Annotated in this window: 17 protein-coding genes and 1 riboswitch; of the genes, 4 read left to right on the top strand and 13 right to left on the bottom strand. The window is 72.2% G+C overall.

What is annotated here, in order from left to right:
* Positions 1 to 143 precede the first annotated feature (143 nt).
* On the top strand, positions 144 to 1,562 hold the full coding sequence (locus CIK06_RS27940) for a short-chain fatty acyl-CoA regulator family protein (RefSeq protein WP_198348037.1): 1,419 nt from the start codon (positions 144 to 146) through the stop codon (positions 1,560 to 1,562).
* 246 nt (positions 1,563 to 1,808) lie between these two features.
* Positions 1,809 to 2,270 carry a hypothetical protein gene (locus CIK06_RS27935; RefSeq protein WP_095567290.1) on the top strand — a complete coding sequence of 154 codons (462 nt, stop codon included), beginning with the start codon at positions 1,809 to 1,811 and terminating at the stop codon, positions 2,268 to 2,270.
* Here the strand turns inward: CIK06_RS27935 and CIK06_RS27930 are convergent.
* From CIK06_RS27930 to CIK06_RS27890, 8 genes are all read right to left on the bottom strand, one after another.
* Positions 2,255 to 3,889 carry a hypothetical protein gene (locus tag CIK06_RS27930; RefSeq protein WP_095567289.1) on the bottom strand — a complete coding sequence of 545 codons (1,635 nt, stop codon included), beginning with the start codon at positions 3,887 to 3,889 and terminating at the stop codon, positions 2,255 to 2,257. The genes CIK06_RS27935 and CIK06_RS27930 overlap by 16 nt on opposite strands.
* Positions 3,890 to 4,041: 152 nt before the next feature.
* Positions 4,042 to 5,022 carry a PD40 domain-containing protein gene (locus CIK06_RS27925; protein ID WP_095568199.1) on the bottom strand — a complete coding sequence of 327 codons (981 nt, stop codon included), beginning with the start codon at positions 5,020 to 5,022 and terminating at the stop codon, positions 4,042 to 4,044.
* Positions 5,015 to 6,418, bottom strand: a complete 1,404-nt coding sequence (locus CIK06_RS27920; RefSeq protein WP_095567288.1) for an MFS transporter — start codon at positions 6,416 to 6,418, stop codon at positions 5,015 to 5,017. The genes CIK06_RS27925 and CIK06_RS27920 overlap by 8 nt, the downstream gene beginning before the upstream one ends.
* 81 nt (positions 6,419 to 6,499) lie before the next feature.
* Positions 6,500 to 7,351, bottom strand: a complete 852-nt coding sequence (locus CIK06_RS27915) for an alkaline phosphatase family protein (protein ID WP_095567287.1) — start codon at positions 7,349 to 7,351, stop codon at positions 6,500 to 6,502.
* A gap of 154 nt (positions 7,352 to 7,505) precedes the next feature.
* Positions 7,506 to 7,991, bottom strand: a complete 486-nt coding sequence (locus CIK06_RS27910) for an SRPBCC domain-containing protein (protein WP_095567286.1) — start codon at positions 7,989 to 7,991, stop codon at positions 7,506 to 7,508.
* 4 nt (positions 7,992 to 7,995) lie between these two features.
* Complete coding sequence (locus CIK06_RS27905; protein WP_095567285.1) at positions 7,996 to 8,337, bottom strand: helix-turn-helix transcriptional regulator; 342 nt, start codon at positions 8,335 to 8,337, stop codon at positions 7,996 to 7,998.
* 78 nt (positions 8,338 to 8,415) lie between these two features.
* Positions 8,416 to 11,391: a BTAD domain-containing putative transcriptional regulator gene (locus CIK06_RS27900; protein WP_198348036.1), complete on the bottom strand. Its 2,976-nt coding sequence runs from the start codon at positions 11,389 to 11,391 to the stop codon at positions 8,416 to 8,418.
* A 591-nt stretch (positions 11,392 to 11,982) separates the two neighbouring features.
* A complete protein-coding gene (locus tag CIK06_RS27890) occupies positions 11,983 to 12,540 on the bottom strand; it encodes a hypothetical protein (protein ID WP_157756981.1) in 558 nt (185 codons plus the stop codon).
* On the opposite strand from CIK06_RS27890, the gene CIK06_RS27885 reads away from it, so the two are divergent.
* Positions 12,521 to 13,633 (top strand): hypothetical protein, encoded by a 1,113-nt coding sequence (locus CIK06_RS27885; RefSeq protein WP_095567281.1) that lies wholly within the window; start codon positions 12,521 to 12,523, stop codon positions 13,631 to 13,633. The genes CIK06_RS27890 and CIK06_RS27885 overlap by 20 nt on opposite strands.
* 47 nt (positions 13,634 to 13,680) lie before the next feature.
* Here CIK06_RS27885 and CIK06_RS27880 read toward each other — a convergent pair whose 3' ends face one another.
* Positions 13,681 to 13,983 (bottom strand): hypothetical protein, encoded by a 303-nt coding sequence (locus tag CIK06_RS27880; RefSeq protein WP_232533900.1) that lies wholly within the window; start codon positions 13,981 to 13,983, stop codon positions 13,681 to 13,683.
* Positions 13,977 to 14,288, bottom strand: a complete 312-nt coding sequence (locus tag CIK06_RS27875; RefSeq protein WP_198348035.1) for a hypothetical protein — start codon at positions 14,286 to 14,288, stop codon at positions 13,977 to 13,979. The genes CIK06_RS27880 and CIK06_RS27875 overlap by 7 nt, the downstream gene beginning before the upstream one ends.
* Before the next feature lie 175 nt (positions 14,289 to 14,463).
* On the opposite strand from CIK06_RS27875, the gene CIK06_RS27870 reads away from it, so the two are divergent.
* Complete coding sequence (locus CIK06_RS27870) at positions 14,464 to 15,468, top strand: intradiol ring-cleavage dioxygenase (protein ID WP_095567280.1); 1,005 nt, start codon at positions 14,464 to 14,466, stop codon at positions 15,466 to 15,468.
* Positions 15,469 to 15,540: 72 nt separating this feature from the next.
* Here CIK06_RS27870 and CIK06_RS27865 read toward each other — a convergent pair whose 3' ends face one another.
* The 3 genes from CIK06_RS27865 to CIK06_RS27855 all read right to left on the bottom strand — a co-directional run bounded on the left by CIK06_RS27865 (position 15,541) and on the right by CIK06_RS27855 (position 20,190).
* On the bottom strand, positions 15,541 to 16,326 hold the full coding sequence (locus CIK06_RS27865) for a hypothetical protein (RefSeq protein WP_095567279.1): 786 nt from the start codon (positions 16,324 to 16,326) through the stop codon (positions 15,541 to 15,543).
* 178 nt (positions 16,327 to 16,504) lie between these two features.
* Positions 16,505 to 18,784 (bottom strand): 5-methyltetrahydropteroyltriglutamate--homocysteine S-methyltransferase, encoded by a 2,280-nt coding sequence (metE, locus tag CIK06_RS27860; protein WP_095567278.1) that lies wholly within the window; start codon positions 18,782 to 18,784, stop codon positions 16,505 to 16,507.
* A 115-nt stretch (positions 18,785 to 18,899) separates the two neighbouring features.
* Positions 18,900 to 19,113: riboswitch (cobalamin riboswitch) on the bottom strand.
* Positions 19,114 to 19,212: 99 nt separating this feature from the next.
* On the bottom strand, positions 19,213 to 20,190 hold the full coding sequence (locus CIK06_RS27855) for a ribonucleotide-diphosphate reductase subunit beta (RefSeq protein WP_095568197.1): 978 nt from the start codon (positions 20,188 to 20,190) through the stop codon (positions 19,213 to 19,215).
* Between the last annotated feature and the right edge of the window lie 94 nt (positions 20,191 to 20,284).

Below are 20,284 nucleotides of genomic sequence, written 5' to 3'. Positions count from 1 at the left end.
ATGCCGGGCCCGGCGTGTCGCCAACGGTCACACGACGGCGGATCGCCCGTCGAGGGACGGAACGAGCGAATTTCTGGGAATTTCCCGCGCCTTTTTGCGAAGTTGCGAAGGGGTATATTTTCAGCCTGCGAATTGGCGACCGGATGGCGACGGGCCGGGAGGGGGCGAGGACGATCAGCAAGACCTTTGCCGGTGCCCGGCTCCGCCGGATGCGCGAGGACCGCTCGCTCAGCCAGGCGGATCTGGCCCGCCTGCTGAACATATCCCCGAGCTATCTGAACCAGATCGAACACGACACCCGGCCGCTGACCGTGCCGGTGCTCATGCGCATCACCGAGGTGTTCGGCGTCGACCCGACCGCCTTCGCCCCGCGGGACACCCCGCGCCTGGTCGCCGGGCTGCGGGAGGCGCTTCCCGGCCGGCCGGGCGTCGCCGACCTCACCGAACTGGCCACCCGGCTGCCCGAGGTCGCCGAGGCGGTCCTCGACCTGCACCGGCGCTACCGCCAGGCGGACGAGCAGCTCGCCGAGCTGCTCGGCGACCGGGAGGCGATCGGGCGCAGCCCGCACGACCAGGTGACCGAGTTCTTCTACCGCCGGCAGAACTACGTGCCGGACCTGGACGAGGCGGCCGAGCGGCTGGCCACCGGCATCGGGCTGCGCCGCGGCGAGGTCCGGACGGTGCTGCAGGAGCGCCTCGCCCAGCGGCACGGTGTCGACGTGCGCCGCGACGACGCCGGGTTGCTCGGCAACGAGCTGCACCGCTACCGGCCGCAGACCCGCACGCTGCACCTGTCGGCCTCGCTGCGCGGCGGGCAGGAGGCGATGCGGATGGCGGCGCAGATCGCCCTGCTGGAATTCGCCGACGTGATCGACGAGATCGTCGAGGCGGAAGGGTTCGACGACGTGCAGACCCAGATTCTCACCCGGGTCGGCCTGGCCAACTATTTCGCGGCCGCGCTGATCCTGCCGTACGAGCGGTTCCTGACGGTGGCCGAGCAGTACCGGTACGACATCGAGCTGCTCACCCAGCATTTCGCGATGGGCTGGGAGACGGTGTGCCACCGGCTCAGCACGCTGCAACGCCCCCGGGCGCGGGGCGTGCCGTTCTCGTTCGTCCGGGTCGACCGGGCCGGCAACATGTCCAAGCGGCAGTCGGCCACCGGCTTCCCGTTCTCGCACACCGGCGGCACCTGCCCACTGTGGAACGTGTACGAGGCGTTCAGCTCACCCGGCCGGGTGGTCACCCAGGTCGCCGCGATGCCCGACGGGCAGCGCTACCTGTGGATCGCCCGCACCATCACCAGGCACCACGGCGGCTACAACCAGCCGGGGAAGGGCTACGCGATCGGGCTGGGCTGCGAGATCCGGCACGCCGACCGGCTGGTCTACTCCGCCGGGATGGACCTGCACGCGGCCGAGGCCGCCACGCCCATCGGCCCGGGCTGCAAGACCTGCGAGCGGATGACGTGCCCGCAGCGGGCCGCCCCGCCGATCAGCCGCCGCCTCGATCTGGACGAGAACCGCAGCACCTTCGTTCCGTACCCGCTGAAGGACGCCTGAGAGAAATGGCGGCAAAATGACAACGGGGTCCCGTGGGATTGGGGTTCCCGGCCATTTCCCGAGCATTTCCGGAACAACCGTCGGTCACCGTCAGGGCAAATTCACATTCTGATCGGTACGGGTCGGACCGGCCCGATCTCCGGCTCCGCTCACCCGTTCCGGGGGCCGGCGCGCCGCGATCCGCCTAGCCTGGGGTGGTGACCAGCACGGGGAACGCCGGCGACCAGCGGTGGCCGTCGTGGTGAGGTGAGCGGGCTGAGCTGCGACGGTCCCGGCGGCACCGGAGTGGGCGACGGTCAGCCCGACGTCGGGCGCCGCCGGGCGATGACCGCCGGGATCTTCCTGGGCTCGGCCGGCCTGCTGGACATCCTGGCCGGTCTTGCGATGCTCCGGAGCGACCCGTACTTCGACGTCGATGCGCAGGGCACCCACCACCTCGACCTCACCGGCTGGACCTGGCTGCGCCTCAGTGTCGGCCTCCTGGTGGCCCTGTGCGGGCTGGTCACCGCGACGCAGCGGCGGTGGATCCTGGTGCTGGCGACCGTGGGAGCGGTGGCCAGCATCGGCCTGAACGTCCTGCTCTTCCCCTTCGAGCCGCTGGTGGCGGTGATGGTGGTGGCCCTGGACCTGGTGGCCCTCTGGCTGCTGACCAGGAAGGCGCACAGCAGGCCGCCGGTAGGGCGCCGGGAGAATCAGCCGCTGCCCTGACAGATCCGGCCCACGTCGAACGGGCGGCCCTTCGGCGTGTTCCATGCCGGGTTCACCGTGATCGGCAGGGTGGGCGCCTGCCAGGCGGCGCCGAGCACCTGAAGGATCCCGTACTCCGGGCGGGACGCGCCGACCTCCTCGCCGGCCAGAAACTCGATCAGCTGGTCGTGGACGACCGCCTGGCTGAGCAGCCCGCCGTGCAGCGCGGGCACCTCGTACACCGGCGCGAACGCGTAGGGCGCGGGCGGGCTCTCCGCGGCACTCACCGTGGGCAGGAAGATGATCACCCGGACGCCGGGAACGGGGCAGAGGGTCTGATAGCGATAGAACGGCGCGTTATCGAGCAGCGACCGCACGAACGGCTCGTCCGGGCTGTCGTGCCGGCCGCTGATCAGGTTGATCAGGCCGAAGATGCCCCGCAACTGCCAGCCGGCCGCCAGCCCCCAGCCCTTGCCGGCCTGCGGCGGCGGGTAGTAGGCGCGCCCCGCGCGCACCAGCGGGCTGAACATCAGCAGCGCCCGCACCGGTGACTCCGGTTCCCGCATCAGATACGTGCGCGCCACCATCGCGCCCTCGCTCTCCCCGAGCAGGGCGACCGGCCGGTCGGTCCGTCGGTGCAGGTCGTTGACCTGGGCCGCGAGCAGGTCCGAGCTGGACTCCAGCGAGCGCCGGGTGTCCCTGGACGAGTACGGCCGCGGCCGGCCCTGGGCGTCCAGTCCGGCGTACGAGAACACCTCGACCGCCGGATCCACGGCCGGCCGCCCGTCGTACGCCGAGTTGTGGCCGGCCAGGACGATCACCGCATAGCTCACCGACGGCGGCAACGGCCCGGTGAGCACAGGCGGCCGGAAGGTGTTCGTCGACCCGGGGCGCAGCGCGGTGACGACCGGCACGGTCAGCGGTATGAGCAGCGCGGCCAGGATGACCAGCGGCGCCACCGGGACCCGCCGCCAACGGATGTGGCTGGGCAGCACGGCGGCCCGCACGGTGCGCTCCCACAGGACTCCGTTGACCGCTCCACAGCCTCCGGCCGCGACCAGGGCCCAGATCCCGGGTGACCGCCAGACGATCGCGCCGGCGGCGGTGATGGTCACGAAGTCGAGGATCGACCAGCCGACCAGCTCGGCCGACGGTAGGCCGCGCCACCAGCCGCGGCCCACCGCGCCGCGCTGCAGGATCGGGGCCAGCAGGATCATCGGCAGCAGCGAGGCGAACAGGAACCAGGACAGCGAGACCACCGAGGCGGCCACGGCGAGCGCCGCGAACGGGGCGACGAGCACCGCGGCGAGCAGGGCGATCGCGAGGTTGCGCACCACCAGCCGGCGGAGGCTGACGCAGTGCAGTTCCCGGGGCCAGGCCAGCCGGACGAGCACCGCGGAGAGGACCCCGCGGACCACGACCGCGCCGGCGAAACCGAGCCCGAACACCAGCCAGGAGTCGTGGTAGACCAGCAGCCAGCGCATGTCGTGGTACGAGTCGTACGGCCAGACGGCGGTGCTCTGCTGGGCCAGGCCCTCTGCCCCGGGGAAGCGGAGGGCGTTGAACAGCGCCGTCGCCAGCAACGGGATGGCCGCGGTGATCCCGAGCAGGAAGACGAAGCGGACGTTCAGCCTTCCCACGACCCCTCCTCAGCCCGACGCGCGGCGGCCCCGGTTCGACTCTCCCGCGTCCCGTGCCGGCCGGGTCCGCAAACGGGGGAATCGTGCCGGTCGGCCGGGTGCTTCGTGCCGGTCTGCCCGCTGTCCGGTCGTCTGCCGGCCTCGGCCGGCCGTCAGCCCAGGTAGGCCGGCGACTCGGCGTCCGGCACCAGCACGGCCGGGGCGCCGCCGCCGTCGGCCGGCACCGACCACACGTCGGCGTGGTCGGCGTCGCGGTGCAGCGCGTACATCACGGTCCGCGGGTCCAGCCAGGCGATCTGGTCGTCCACCGAGCGGGTCTCGGCCAGCACCGTCGCGCGCAGGGTCGCAAGATCCAGTACGGCCGGCCGCCACCCCCGGCCCGGGTCGCCCCCGATCGCCTGTTTGAACGCGATCCGGGTGCCGTCGGGGGACAGCGAGGGGCATTCCACGTTCTCCGCGACCGTACGTACGGTTCGGGAGGCGAAATCACCCCGGACCAGGTACCGGTGTCCGGCGGTCGACATCGTGGCGTAGAACGTCCGGTCGTCGGTGGCGACGGTGACGCCCCAGTAGTTGATGTCGGCGGCCCGGTAGGGCTTGCCGTCCCGGAGCAGCCGGAACGACTCCAGGGTGTCCACCACCAGGTCGCCGGTGCTGACGTCGAGGACGCCGACCCGGGTGGAGAACCGGCCGCCGTTGTACGAGTCGCCGGTGACGAAGGCGGTCCAGGTGACCAGCCGGCCGTCGGCGGAGACCCGCGCGCGGTTCGGCACCCCGACCATCGGGTAGCTGTCGCGCTCCTCCAGGTGCGGGCCGAGGACCGCGACCTGGTACGTCGCCAGCGGGCCGTCCGGCCGCAGGCAGATCGCGGTGCCGCCGGCGGCGTACACCCGGTTGCAGCTCACCGCCGAGGTGCTGCGGGGGCCGCGCGGATCGGCGGCGCTCACCACGGCGAGGTGCCCGATGGCGCCGTCGGCGGTGCTGCGCACCAGCAGCCGCGGACCCGGCGAGATGTCCACCGCACCCGTCGCCCCCGCCGCGGCGTCGTTGCGGTGCGCCGCGAAGTTGATGTAGAGGCCGGCGCCGGCGCAGAGCACGGTGGCGACGATCGAGGTCAGCAGCTTTCTACGCACCGGTCGCCGCACCCTTCCCGCCCGCGGTGGCCCGCGGCGTCCCGGGCAGCACGCGGGCGACGACCGCGAGGGCCGCGGCGGCCATCCCGGCCCCGGCCAGCAGGGCCGGCCCGGGGCCGCAGAGCTGCCACGCGGCGCCGAAGAGGATCGAGGAGACCAGATAGGCCAGGGACTGGCCGCTCTGCACCAGCGCGATGCCGGTGGTCCGCAGCGCCTCGGGCAGCAGCGGACCGGCCACCGCCATCAGCACGCCGTCGGTCATCGCGTAGAAGGCGCCGTACAGCGCGATGGTGATCACCAGCGTCGCCATGCCGCCGAGCCCGGCGGCGAGGATCAGGTAGACGGCCACGAGCGCGCCGTAGCCGCCGAGGTAGACGCGGCCCCGGCCGACCCGGTCGGCGAGGTGCCCCACGGGGATGGCGAGCAGCAGGTAGCTGAGGCTCGTGCCGACGGCGAGGAGCGGGAACCAGCCGGCGGCCAGGTCGTACCGGCGCTGGAGGATGAGGTACACGAAGCCGTCGCCGATGGTGGCCAGGCCCAGCACGGTCGCGGCGAGGACGACGAGCCGGAAGTCACGCCGGCGGAGCAGGGCGAGCGCGGCGCGCGGCGACACCGACCGCCGCGTGGCCGTGGCCGTGCCTGGGCCGATCACCGCGCCCGTGCCTGCGCCCGTGGCTGGGCCGATGGCCGCGCCCGTGCCTGCGCCGGTGGCCGTCGTCGCGGCTGCCGGTACGGCCCCGCCCGGGGCCGGCCGGTGGTGCTCCGGCCCGCGGTGTTCCGGCACGAACGCGGCCAGCACGAAGACGCCGAGCGCGGCGATGCAGAAGCTCGTCACGAAGACGGCGTCGAAGGACTGGGCCGAGGCGGCCAGCACCGCCAGCGCCACCAGCGGGCCGGCGAACGCGCCCACGCTGTCCATCGCCCGGTGCACCCCGAACGCCCGACCCAGCCGGTCCGGTGGGGTGGACAGGGTGATCAGCGCGTCCCGGGGGGCGGTGCGCAGGCCCTTGCCGGCCCGGTCGGCGACGATGACGGCGCTCAGCACCGGCACCGAGGAGCCGGCCGCGAGCAGGCCCAACTTGGCCACGGCGGAGGCGCCGTACCCGGTCAGGGCCACCGCCTTCCGCCGCCTGACCCGGTCGGCGAGGTAGCCGCCGACCAGCCGCAGCAGTGCGGTGGCGCCGGTGTACAGGCCGTCGATCACGCCGTAGCCGAGCGGGCCGAGGTGCAGGCCCAGCATCAGGTACAGCGGCAGCACGGCGGTGACCATCTCGGCCGACACGTCGGTGATCAGGCTGACCGTGCCGAGGGCGAGCACCGTGGCGGCGACGCGGGTGGTCGGTGATGGGGCGGTCCGGTCGCCGGACGCCGGCTTGTCCACCTCGGACAGATACACGTGGGCCTCACACGCTGGGCGGGCGGAGGTGCGGGCGGGGGTGAAGGATGGGGGCGCCCGGACCGGGCGCCCACCGGGTGATCAGGACCAGACGTCCGTGATGGGGGACAGGCTGGCCGCGCCGTTGATGCCGGGCAGGCCGTAGCTGGCCTCGATCGTGCGCAGCACGTTGTAGTGGTTGATCTTCTCGCTGTACGAGCCGGGCGTGACGTGGGCGCCGACGAAGGCCGTGTAGATCTGGTTCAGCGCCAGTCGGTTGTCCTCGTCGAAGGTGACGATGAGCAGGCTGTTGTGCGTCTTGGCCCACTGGGCGTACGCGTCCAGGTTGTTCTTCAGCCAGGTGTCACCGGTGCCGACCGAACAGTCGTGCATGTCGTTGCACATGTTCGGCGTAACGAACGCGACCGTGGGCAGGCTCGCGTAGTTCGACGACGACGGAAAGCTCGCGTACGTCAGGTTCGACGCCGCGGGCACGCTGCTGAAGTCCACCCAGCTGTTGTGCTTGCGCTGGTAGGTGCCGCTGGAGCAGCCCGTGTAGCCGTTGGACGGCATGGACTCCGAGTAGCCCTTGAAGGTCAGACCCGCGCCAACCAGTTGGGACTGCAGGTTGGTCCCGGTAAACGTCTTCGGGCAGCTGTCGTCGGTCACCCCCTGCGCGGATCCGGAGAACAGCGCGATGTAGTTCGGCTGGCTCGGGTGGGTGATCGCGTACGCCTTGGTGAACTTCGCGCCCTGCGCGGCCAGCGTGTTGAAGTACGGGGCGCTGCTGGAACCGCTGATCTGCGAGTACGCGTGGTTCTCGAACATGACCAGCACGATGTGGTCGAAGCGCGGCACGCTTGTGGCGCTCTGCGCCTGCGGCGCCGCTGCGGTGATGCCGGCGGCGACGATGGCGGTGGTCGCGAACGCGGCCACCGCCCGACGGATCGACATAGGACTCCCCTTCCTGACGGAGCCACATCGTCGAAACCGGTGAAGACATGATCATGAGTTCAAGTTGACGCGCACGCGTGCGCCACATGAACAGTGCGCTGTGTAGCCGATCCGGCGGAGTGACCGGCGCGACCGGCGCCGGTCACCCCGCGGTTCACGATGCGACGATCGCGTCGATCTGGTTGATCGCCGTGGTGGTGCCCTCCTGGATGCCCATGTCGAGGACCTTTTGCAGCGCCTCGGCGGACTGGTACCAGCTCACGTAGGTGGCCCGGGTGCCGCCGTCCTGCTCGGTGAAGGTGAACGTGTTCGTGGAGACCGGCAGGTCGGGGTTCGGGTTGAAGTCCAGGTCGGCGAAGCCGTCGGTGAAGGAGAAGCTGTTCGGCTCGTCCACCTCGTTGACCAACCAGTAGCCGGCGAACTTGTCGCCCTCCGGCCCGGTCATGTAGTAGTTCACCCGCCCGCCCGGCCGCAGGTCGTGGTCGACCACTGTCGCCGGGTAGGTCGGCGGTCCCCACACCTTCTCCAGTTGGCGCGGGTCGGCGTAGACCTGCCAGACCCGTGCCGGCGTGGCGGCGAACTCCGCCGTGATGGTCAGGGTCAGGTCGTCGATGTTGTGCTGGAAGTCGACAACGGGCATGGGTTCAGTCCTCCTGGTCGGGATCGGACGCGAGAAGCGCATCGATGCGGGCGATGCGGCCGCGCCAGACCTGTTCGAGTTCGGTGAGCATCGAGGCGACCGAACGCACCGCCTCCACGTCGCCGGTGGCCAACTGCTCGCGACCGTTGCGTCGCTTGGTGAGCAGGCCGGCCCGTTCCAGCACGGCGACGTGCTTCTGCACCGCGGCGAAGCTCATGTCGTACTTCGCCGCGAGCGTGGAGACGGAGTGCTCTCCGGCCAGCACGCGGCGCAGGATGTCGCGCCGGGTGCGGTCGGCGAGCGCGTGGAACATGGCGTCCGCCCGATCCTCGCGCTCCTCCGTCACCAGCCCAATATACAACCGATCGGTTGTACGTTGTCAAGTGCGGTCGCCAACCCACCCACGGTGGCCTCGAAAGATGCCCTAACCGAGTACGGCCGCGGCGTTCTCGGCGAGCAGGCCGTAGCCGAACTCCCGGCAGATGCCCAGGGCCTGCGTCGCGTACCGCCGGGTCTCGGCGGCGTCGGGCGGCTCGCGCAGCCGGTGCGCCCGCGCCAGACCGATGAGCGCCTGCGCCTCGGCGTGCCGGGCGCCGTCCCCGCGGGCCAGGGCGAGCACCTGGCGCAGGTGCGCCACCGCCGGATCGGCCGCACCGGCCCGCAGGTCCAGCTCGGCCTGGGCGAGCAGGGCGTGCGCCTCCACCCAGCGGTCGCCGACCTCCCGCGCGATCCGCAGGGCCTCGGCGGCCAGGTCCTGAGCCTCGCCGAGGCCGCCGGTGGCCGCGTGCACCGCCGCCAGCAGCCGCAGGGTGTCCGCCTCGCAGCTGCGCGCCCGGCCCCGCCGGTGGTGGTCCAGGGCCACCGACAGGTAGCCCAGCGCCTCCTCGTGGCGGCCCAGCAGCAGGTACGCCTCGCCCAGGCAGCCGTGCGCGGTGCCCTGCCCGTGCCACTCGCCGATGGTGCGCTCAAGCTCCACGACCCGGTTGCAGTACGCGATAGCCTCGGTCAACCGGCCCTGCTGGAGGCGGATGTTGCCGAGGTTGGCCAGCCGGGCCAACTGGCCGGCGAGCCGACCGATCGCGGTGTCGATCTCCAGCGCCGCCAGGCTGTACCGGGCGGCCAGGTCCAGCCGGCCGGTTTCGAACGCGACGTGGGCGAGGTTGCTCAACGCACAGCTCTGGCCCTCGGACCAGCCACCGTCCCGGGCGAACCCGAGCGCCCGCTCGAAGTCGTCCAGCGCCTCGGCGTACCGGCTGGTGGCCAGCAGCACGGTGGCCCGGCTCAGGTGGGCGGCGGCCTGGCCGAGCGGGTCCTCGTCCGCCCGGGCGTGCGCCACCGCGGCCTCGGTCACCGGCAACCATTCGGCCGACTGGCCGGTAAAGTCCAGGTGCCAGCGCAGCTGATCGGTCAGCCGCCAGGCCGCCTCCCGGTGCGCCGGCTCCGCCGCGGTGATCGCCGCGATCATGTTCCCGCGCTCGGCCTCCACCCAGCGCAGCGCCTCGGCGGCACCGGCGAGCCCGACCCGGTGCCGCACCGGCACGGCCGCCGGCAGTGGAAGCCGCACCACATGTGGGTAGAGCAGGTCGGCCGCGTGGTCCATGGTGGCCAGGTAGTACCGGTAGAGCCGGTCGAGCGCCACCTGCCGGTCGGTGTCCTCGGCCAGGCAGCGGCGTCGGGCGTAGATGCGGACCAGATCGTGCCATCGGTACCGGCCGGGCTCGGCCCGTTCGAGCAGGTGCGCCCGGGCGAGCGCGTCCAGCAGCGGTTCGGCCTCGGCCACCGGCACCCCGGCCAGGGCCGCGGCACCGGGTGGGGTGACCGTGTCGCCGGGCGCGGCGCCCAGCAGCCGGAACAGCCGGCGGGCCGCCGGAGAGTGCGCCTGATAGGAGAGGTCGAAGGCGGTCAGGGTGGCGGTGGTGGCGTCACCGGGCACGCCCAGCGCGTCCAGCCGGTCCCCGGCCGCGAGCCGCTGGTTGTACCGGGCGATCGGGGTCGACTCGGCGCGAAGGTTGGCGGCCGCGATCCGGATGGCCAGCGGCAGGTGACCGCAGAGCCGGGCCAGCTCCGCGGCGTCCCCGGCCGCGGCCCCCGGCAGCAGCGCCCGGAGCAGGTCGGCGGACTCGTCCGGCGTGAGCACCCCCAACTGGAGGCCGACGGCACCCTCCCGGGCGGTCAGCCCGCGCAACTGGTCGCGGCTGGTCACCACGACCATGCAGCCGGGTCCGCCCGGCAGCAGCGGACGGACCTGGTCGGGCTGGGCCGCGTTGTCCAGCACCACGAGAATCCGCCGGACGGCCGTGACGCTGCGGTACATGCCGACCGCCTCGTCCAACTCCGCCGGAACGTCCTCCGCCGGAACCCCCATCGCCTGCAGGAAGTGGGCGAGGGCGGCCGTCGGGGTGACCGGCGGGCGGGCCGAACTGCCGCGCAGGTCCAGGTAGAGCTGACCGTCGGGGAACCGGTCGCGGACCGAATGGCCCCACCGCACGGCCAGCGCCGTCTTGCCGACCCCGGCCAGGCCGGCGATCACCACGGGTGGCGCGGGCCGCTGCCCGGCGAGCGTGTCCAGGGACGCGAGCATCCCGTGCCGACCGGCGAAGTCGGCCACCGCGGCCGGCAACTGCGCCGGGGTCACCGGCCGGACCGCGGGTGCGGCGAGCGTCCGGTCGTCGGTGAGCACGGCGTACTCCAGGTCCCGCAGCTCCGGGCCGGGCTCGATGCCCGTCTCGGCGACCAGCACCGACCGGACATGCCGGTACGCCTCGAGCGCCTCCGCCCGCCGGCCGCACCGGTAGAGCGCGATCATCAGGTACCGGCAGAGCCGCTCCCGCAGCGGGTGTGCCCGGACCAGGGTGGCCAGTTCCTCGACGATCTCCGCGTGCTGGCCCAGTTCCAGTTGCGCGGCGAACCGCTCCTCCCAGGCGGCCAGGCGTAGCTGCTCCAACCGGGCCGCCTCCGTGGACACGGTGAGGGTGGCGGGCACGTCCGCCAGCGCCGAGCCGCGCCACAGCGCCAGGCCGGCGGCCAACTGCCGCGCCGCGTCGGCCATCCGGCCGCCGGCCACATGCCGCTTGCCGGTACGCACCATCCGCTCGAAGACCTGGATGTCGACCACGTCGTCCGGGGTCACCAGCTCGTAGCCGGCCGCCCGGGCGACCACGTCCCCGGCTTCACCGGCGCGCAGCAGCCGGCGCAGCCGCATGACGTACCCGTTGACGGCCACGGCCGCGGTCCGGATGGGCCGCTCGCCCCAGATCTCGTGCACCAGCCGGTCCCGGGGGACCGGCCGGCCGGCCTCGGCCAGCAGGACGGCCAGCACGATCCGGTGGTGCGGCGCGGTCACCGGAACCCACTGCGTCCCGTCCCAGATCCGCACCGGCCCCAGCGCTTGTATCCGCACGACACAGTCCCATCGCCTTACGGCGGATTTATCGATCAATTATCACTCGTCCCTAGCTTCGGAGCGAGGCGTCGGAGTCGACAGGTCCGCACGCCTTCCTGGCCACAGTCCCGAGAGGAGACGCCAGCTCATGAGTTCCGCGTTCCGCGGCAGCGGGCGGGCATCCAGAGCCGTAGCCGCAGTACTGGCGTCGTTCGCGACGCTCGCCCTCCTGATTGGAGTCGGCGCCTGGATCACCCCGGGCGCCCCGATGACCGTCCGGCCGGTGGCGGCGCAGGCCGACGCCGACCCCGACACCTGCACCCGCGACATCGAGTACGGGGGTGTGCTCACCCGGTGGACGTTCGGCCCGTGCATACCGGAGGGCGCGCCGCTGCCCGCCGATGTGCAGACCGCGTTGGAACAGGACTGGCAGGACGCGCGGGACTGCGAGAGCGCGTCGCCCACCGACAGCGGCACGCCGGTCCAGCAGCCGACGGACCACACGGCGCCGGCCGCCGCCCAGATCCGCGGAGCCGGAGCCGGCGTCAACGTGGGGCGGGCGGCACGGGCCGAGGCGGTCGGTACGACCATCCCGAACCCCACCAACACCTACACCGGGAGCCCGAGCGCCTCCCCGAGCCACTCCACCAGCCCCAGCCCCAGCGGCACGGCGAGCCCGACCCCGACGGCCAGCCCCACGCCGTGCCCCGGTTCCTCCGGCAGCCCGAGCGGTTCGACCTCGGCCAGTCCGAGCGGATCCGGCTCGGCCAGCCCCAGCGGGTCGGCCTCGCCGAGCGGGTCGGCCTCGCCGAGTCCGAGCGGGTCCGCCTCACCCAGCCCGAGCGGATCCGGCTCCCCCAGTCCGAGCGGGTCGGCGTCGGCCAGCCCGAGTGGGTCGGCGTCGCCCAGCGGTTCGGCGTCGCCGAGCGGTTCGGCGTCGCCGAGCGGTTCGGCGTCGGCGAGTCCGAGCGGGTCCGGCTCGGCCAGCCCGAGCGGGTCGGCGTCGGCCAGCCCGAGCCAGTCCTCTTCCGGGCCGCCGAGCGGCCCGAGCGGCCCGCCGACCATCCCGCCGGATCCGCCCACCAACCCGACCGGCTCCCCGCAGCCGTGCTCGACCGCACCCGGTGGGGACGAGGAGGACCGGGAGATGCTCGCGAACGCGCGCAAGGACCGGTACTGCCCGCCGGGCCGCACACCGGGCAACCCGGCCGTGCTGGTGGCGACCGGTGACTCCATCACCTCGGCGCACCTGCAGATGCGCTACGCGTTCCCGATGGGCGCGTGCCGGGGCAACACGTCCGCGGACTTCCGCGACCTGCCCGGCAACGACATGATGTTCAGCTACGCCGGCAAGTACGTGGCCAACCTCAACCGGAACGTCGTGGAGTACTACAACTTCGCCCGTACCGGCATGGGCACCACCCAGATCCGCGGGGCCGGCCGGAACGACAAGGACTCCTGCTATAACCTGTGGGCCCGGTCCTGGCCGCCGGCCGACCTCGCCGCCCGGGCCATCGAACAGGCCAAGACCGAGCACAAGGCCGCCTACTTCGTCACCACGGGCGGGGTGAACAACACCAACTGGACCGACGTGCTCAAGTCGCTTGTCATGTGCGGCACCCTGGACCACTACAAGGAGCTGATCCAGGCGTACTTCGCCAAGAACAGGCTGCCGCTGCAGGCCACGATGGGGTGGTACGACCGGGCCGGCAACTATGCCGCCAAGTCTGCCGTCATCAACGGTGGCGCCTGCCAGATCCGGCTGGACGGCGACGTCACCGGCATCCGGTACCTGCACAAGCGGTTCGAGGTGCCGGTCTGGGACGGCCCGGCCCACTTCAACCAGATCCAGAACGACGTCCGGGCCATCGTGAACCAGATGCTCGACGCCGGTGCGGACAAGGTGGTGTGGATGGGCTACTACGACATCACCCCGGCCCGGTTCGACGTCGGGCTCTTCGCCGAGACGTACCGGTTGGCGCTGGACGAAAAGATGCGGGGCTACCTGCCGGGACAGATCCCCTCACAGGAGCGGGATCTGATCGACGATCCGGGCTGGAAGACGACCGTGCAACAGTGGACGCAGCAGATCAACGCGGCCATCCTCGCCGCCCTCCCGGCCCACCAGCGGGTCCGGTTCAGCCCGCCGCCGACACTGGGCTTCGGGCAGATCCAGAAGACGGCGCTCGGCGGTTGCCCGCACCCCAACGAGCCGGGGCAAACCGCCCTGGCCAACGCGTTGAACGCCACGTTCAACTGACAACCCGAGCCGGGTCCCGCCGCACCCCGCGGCGGGACCCGGCGAGGTCAGCAGAACCAGCCGTCCTGGACCCAGCCGTTGCGGTTGATGTGGCCGTAGGCGAAGCCGTATACGTAGCCGCCGCTCTTCGGGCCCTTCACCAGGAAGGTCTGGCCGGTGTACAGGGTGCCCATCCAGGCGCCGACCGGCTCGGTGCGGACGAAGAGCGACTCGGCGCAGACGGTCTCGCGTACCCCGATGGTGCCGTTGGCGGCCTGGGCCGGCGACGACACCGCCAGCAGCGCGGCGGCCGTGGCGGCGGCGGTGGCGAGGCGCAGCGCGCGGGCGGCCCGGGACGGTGCTGTCACCATGAGTCGTAGCCTCCGATGCACTCGATGCGCATGTACCCCCAGTCGTTGGGGCCGAAGTCGAAGGTGGCCGCCCAGCCGTTGTAGACCGGGTGGGAGCCCGGGGTGTGGCCGACCTTGTTGCCGTACGTGAGGACCCGCTTGAGGCCGTGCGGACCCGAGGCGGAGTCGTAGTTGTCGTAGAAGCTGGCGGTCTGGCAGACGTTGATGGCGTGCCGTGGCACCACGACGGCGTTCGCGGCCGGCGATGCGGCCAGCACGATGCCCAGCGCGGTGGTGACCGCGACCATCCCGGACAGCGTTCGCATATCGACCCCCTTGACTATGAGTCGTCACCTTAGCAGCCGATGAAAGATCCATTCAAGATGTGCAGACTCTCCGTAGAATTCCTACAGGTCCGATCGGTCCCGGGTGCCGCAGAGCCTCAGCTTGTCGATAAGCGCCGGACAGCTCGCGCACAGCCGTCGATGGTGTCGTGCCGCCATGGCTTTTATCGATGCATCCGACGAGCCGGACAACGGCGACGTCTCCCGGGCTCTGCTCAGCCGTCGGCGACTGCTCTCGCTGGGCGGTGCGGGGGTCGCCGCCGCCGGCCTGGCCGTGGTCGGCGGGCGGGTCGCGGTGGCCAGCGCCGCGGCGGCCACCGGTCAGCCGGTCCCGGCCGCCGAGGCGGCCTGTGCCTGCGTGCTGAGCAGCGAGTCGATCGAGGGTCCGTACTACCTGGACTACCTGCTGATGCGCCGCGACGTCGTCGAGGACCGCGAGGGCGTGCCACTCACGTTGAACCTGCGGGTCATCGACAGCGACTCCTGCCGCCCGCTGCCCGGTGCCGGAGTCGAGATCTGGCACTGCGACGCCCTCGGCGTCTACTCCGGATACACCTCGAACGGCTCCGGCGGCGGGGGCATGCCGCCGCCGGACGGCACGCCGCCCGCGCCGCCGAGCGGTGACCCGTCAGTGCCGCCGAGCGGTGACCCGTCAGCGCCGCCGGGTGGCGGCGGAAACCCCGGCGGCCACGCCACCCCCACCGACGACCTGACCTACCTGCGCGGGATCCAGCTCGCCGACCACGCCGGCCGGGTCACGTTCACCAGCATCGTCCCCGGCTGGTACGCCGGTCGGGCGGTGCACATCCACACCAAGGTGCACGCCGGGGGCACCGTCACGAGTTCGGGCTACCAGGGCGGACACACCTGCCACACCGGCCAGTTCTACTTCCCGGAGAGCCTGATCACCGAGTTCGCGGGGATCGCGCCGTACTCGACGAACCAGACCCGGCGCACCCTGCTCGACGAGGACAACATCTACGACGGCAGCGGCGCCACCGGCGGCCTGCTGGACGTGCGCTACGACCGGCGCCACGTCGCCCGCGGCGTACGGGCCACGCTCACCCTGAGCGTGGATCCCACGGCAACCCACGACGGTCAGGACGGCGGCGGACCCGGCGGGCCGCCGCCGGGCAGCCCGAGTCCGTCGCCGTCCGCCTGACGCACACCCGCCCCGACCGGTACGCGCCGCGGGCTCCCGGAGGCCCCGCGGCGCGTACCGGGCCGGCGCCGCTCAGGACTGGAGCGTCGCCAGTGCCGAGATGGTCACGGGCCAGGCGGTCCGGCGCGCGGCGTCGGCGGTGGCCCCGTTGATGTCGAAGGGATTGCTGGTCGGCGGCCAGACGACCCGTGTGGACCGGGTGCCGGTGTCGCCGTTGTACGCCGTGCACTGGACCCAGGCCGTGTACGTGTTGCCCGGCAGCGGTCCCGACGAGCCGACGCCCTGCAACTGGGTCAGACAGGCCGGGGTGAGCAGCGTCTTCGCGGTGTTGTTGGAGTCGATCAGCACCCCGTTGAGCGCGGTGGTGCTCAGCGCGGCCCGGCTGCGTGCCACCAGCGCCAGCGGTCCCACCTCGTTGAGCGCGAACGCCAACTGGTCGATGGCGCCGGGATCGGTGACCGCCGACAGCAGCCCGTTGGCCAGCGTCACGCAGCCGGTGGCGTCCCGCGCGTACGCCTGGAGGGTGTCCGGGCTGAACGACCCGATGTCGGCGAAGTCGATGACCGCGCTGGTGGCACAGGCCCTCACCTGTGCCGTGGCCACCAGGTCGATCTGGCTGATGATGGCCGCCTGCGAGGTGTTGATGGCGGTGAGGATCTGTGTGGTCGCCTCCTCCAGGGTCAGGCCGCTGCCCGAGGAGGTGAACGACTTGTACTGCTTGTACAGCGAGTAGACCTTCTGGATCACGGCGATCACCGCGCCCACGTCGTAGGCCAGGGCCGGCCGCGCCGTGCTCGGCAGCAGCACGCTGATCGCCAGGATCGCCGCGGTCAGCGTGCGTACCAGTTGCCGCCTCATCGAACTCCCTTCCGGCGCCGACCAACCGACCGCCCGGCGCGGCAAGCGCGTGAGCGCGATGCCGCCGGGTCCGGCCCGGCGCGTGCGGCGCCGGACCGGACCGGGGGCGGGATCGCATCAGATAGACAGCAACGAATATTATTGCGATCACGCCCGGTGGGCAAGGCTGTACCGAAAGTCAGGGCCGGTCCGGGAGCGTGCCGACCGGCCCGCCGACGCGCACCTCGTCGGCGGCGGACACCAGGTGTTCCAGGGACGCCTCGACCTCGGGATATCCGCGCGTCTTGAGGCCGCAGTCCGGATTCACCCACAGCCGCTCGGGCGGCACCACCGCGGCGGCCCGACGCAGCGCCTCGACGACCTCGCCCCGGGCCGGGACCCGGGGCGAGTGGATGTCCCACACCCCCGGTCCCACCCCGCGGCGGTAGCCGACCGCGGCCAGGTCGTCGAGAACCTCCATCCGGGAGCGCGACGCCTCGATGCTCGTCACGTCGGCGTCGAGCGCGTCGATGGCGGTGATGACCGCGCCGAACTCGGAGTAGCACAGGTGGGTGTGGATCTGGGTGCCGTCGGCGACACCGCTGGTGGCCAGCCGGAACGCCCCGACCGCCCAGTCCAGGTACGCCTGCTGCTCGCTCCGGCGCAGCGGGAGCGTCTCGCGCAGCGCGGGCTCGTCGACCTGGATCACCCGGATGCCGGCCGCCTCCAGGTCCCGGCACTCGTCCCGTAGCGCGAGCGCGACCTGGTCGGCGGTGTCGGCCAACGGCTGGTCGGCGCGGACGAACGACCACGCCAGGATCGTCACCGGCCCGGTGAGCATGCCCTTGACCGGACGGTCGGTCAGCGACTGCGCGTACGTGGACCAGCCGACGGTCATGGGCGCCCGCCGGGCCACATCGCCGTGGATGATCGGCGGGCGGACGCAGCGGGACCCGTACGACTGCACCCAGCCGTGCGCGGTCGCGGCGAAGCCGTCGAGCTGCTCGCCGAAGTACTGGACCATGTCGTTGCGTTCCGGCTCGCCGTGGACCAGCACGTCCAGACCGAGCCGCTCCTGGAACCGGATGACGTGCTCGACCTCGGCGCGCATCCGGGCCACATAGCCGGCCTCGTCGAGCCGGCCGGCCCGGTGCTCGGCGCGGGCCCGACGCAGCTCGGCGGTCTGCGGGAACGACCCGATGGTCGTGGTCGGCAGCGGCGGCAGGTTCAGCCGGGCCTGCTGCGCCGCCGCGCGCTGCGGATAGGCGGACCGGCGTCGGTCGGAGTGCCGCAGCGCGGCCAGCCGGCCGCGCACGCTGTCGTCGCGCCACTGCGCCGGAGCCGGCGGCGGGGGCGCGGGCAGCGACGTGCCGCCGTCGCGCAGCGCCCGGCCGAGCAGGACGACCTCGTCGACCTTCTGCCGGGCGAAGGCGAGCCGATCCCGCAGCTCCGGTGCCAGGCCGGTCTCGACCGACAGGTCCACGGGCACGTGCAGCAGTGAGCAGGAGGTGGCGACCGAGACGTGATCGGCGAGCCCGGCGACCACCGCGCCGGCGGCGACCGCCGCGCGCAGGTCGGTGCGCCAGACGTTGCGGCCGTCCACCAGCCCGGCCACGATCGTCCTGCCGCGCAACGGACCGGCGCCGGCCAGCCGGCGCAGGTTGCCCGGCCCGGCGACCAGGTCCAGCCCGATGGCCTCGACCGGCGTGTCCAGCAGCGCGGGCAGCGCGTCGCCCAGTTCCCCGAAGTACGACGCGACGAAGATGGCGGGCCGCTCCCGTACCGCGCACAGCCGGGCGTAGGCGTCGCGCAGCGCGGTGACTTCCGCCGGATCGCGGTCCCCGACGTAGGCCGGCTCGTCCAGTTGCACCCAGCGCACCCCGGCGCCGGCCAACGCCCCCAGGATGTCCGCGTACGCGTCGATGAGTTCCGGCAGCCGGTCCAGCGGCCGGCCGCCCGGCGTGCCGGACTTGCTCAACAGCAGCAGGGTGGCCGGACCCACCAGCACCGGTCGGGTTTCGATGCCCAGCTCGCGGGCCTCGTGGTACTCGCGCAGCGCCTTCTGCGGATCGGCCGTGAAGGCCGTGTCGTCGTCGATCTCGGGGACGAGATAGTGGTAGTTCGTGTCGAACCACTTCGTCAGTTCCAGCGCCGGCTCGGCGTCCACGCCGCGGGCCATCGCGAAGTAGGTGTCGAGCGGGCAGAGTCCGAGCCGGGCGAAGCGCCGGGGGACCGCACCGACCGCGACGGCGGTGTCGAGTACGTGGTCGTAGTGGGAGAACGTGTTGGACGGGATCGAGCCCAGCCGGGCGTCCCGAAGCGTCCGCCAGACCTGTGCCCGCAGCGCGGCCGAGGCCGTCGCCAGCTCGTCGGCGTCGATCCGGCCCGCCCAGTGGTCCTCGACGATCCGCTTGAGTTCGCGGTTCCCGCCGATGCGCGGATAGCCGAGCACGGTGCTCTGGCCGAAAGTGGTACCCATGGCGTCCTTCCCTCGAAGTGCCCGGGACTCCCGGGAGCCGGAGGGAAGAGGCACGACGACGGCGTGCCGGCTTCCGCCCCGATCCTCCCGAGGGACCGTTGGCGGCGCACACCGGGTTGGTGTACGCGGTGCGGGCAGGTCTTCGGACTCGCGGGCGTGACCGTGACGGTCGCCTACTGGCCGTCGCTTCCCAGACCGTGCGGTCCAGTGCGTGATGACGGCGGTCGTTCCCACTCACCGCTGCGGGGCAGTCCCGGTTTCCCACCGGGTTCCCTCTTACGACGCCGCGGCCGTTGCTGCCGCGGCGAACCAGCACCGTCGTCCATGCTAGGGGTCATCGGGCGGATCGGACCGGCACGCCCGTACTCCGGGACGGGCGGGTTGCCGGGCCGGTTGCGGGGCCGGTGCCCGGCCCCGCAACCCCGGGGTCAGAAGTCGTCGTCGAAGGTGACGCTGCCCACCACCCCGACCTGGTACGCCGACACCCGCCGTTCGAAGAAGTTCGACAACTCCTGGACGTCCTGAAGCTCCATGAACGCGAACGGGTTGCGACTGCCGTACATCGGCTCGATGCCGAGCACGGCCAGCCGGCGGTCGGCCACGTGTTGCAGGTACTCCCGCATGTCGGCCAGCGACATCCCGGAGACGCCCTGTTCCAGCAGGTCGGCAGCGAACTGGACCTCGCACTCCACGGCCTCGGCGAGCATGTCCCGGACCTGCTGCTGCATCTCGGCGTCGAACAGGTCCGGTTCCTCGCGCCGTACCGTGTCGACCACGTCGAAGGCGAACGCCATGTGCATCGACTCGTCGCGGAACACCCAGTTGGTGCCGGAGGCGAGCCCGTTGAGCAGGCCACGGGAGCGCAGGAAGTAGACGTAGGCGAAGGCGCCGTAGAAGAACAGGCCCTCGATGCAGGCGGCGAAGCAGATCAGGTTGAGCAGGAACGCCCGCCGGTCCGCCCGGGTCTTCAGCTCCCGAAGCTCGAAGATCGAGTCGATCCAGCGGAAGCAGAACTCCGCCTTGCGCCGGATGGACGGGATGTTCTCGATGGCGGCGAACGCCGCGAAGCGTTCCTGCTCGTCCGGCACGTAGGTGTCCAGCAGGTTCAGGTAGAACTGGACGTGCACGGCCTCCTCGAACAGTTGCCGGGACAGGTAGAGCCGGCCCTCCGGGGAGTTGACGTGCTGGTAGAGGTTCAGCACCAGGTTGTTGGCCACGATGGTGTCGCCGGTGGCGAAGAAGGCCACCAGCCGGGACACCAGGTGCTGCTCGGCGGGTGAGAGCCGGGCCAGGTCGGCGAGGTCGGAGTGCAGGTCGACCTCCTCGACGGTCCAGGTGTTCCTGATGGCGTCCCGGAAGCGGTCGAAGAAGTGCGGATAGCGCATCGGTCGCAGGGTCAGGTCCATGCCGGGGTCGAGCAGCAGCTGCCGGGCCGGCGCGCCGGCGTCGGTGTCGGCGTCCGGGTCGGAGGTGTGCGGGTCGGAGGTGTGCGGGTCGGAG

The organism is Plantactinospora sp. KBS50, assembly GCF_002285795.1.
Lineage (GTDB): Bacteria > Actinomycetota > Actinomycetes > Mycobacteriales > Micromonosporaceae > KBS50.
Note: the sequence above shows the minus strand (reverse complement) of the source record. Positions and strands in the feature narration are given on the sequence as shown.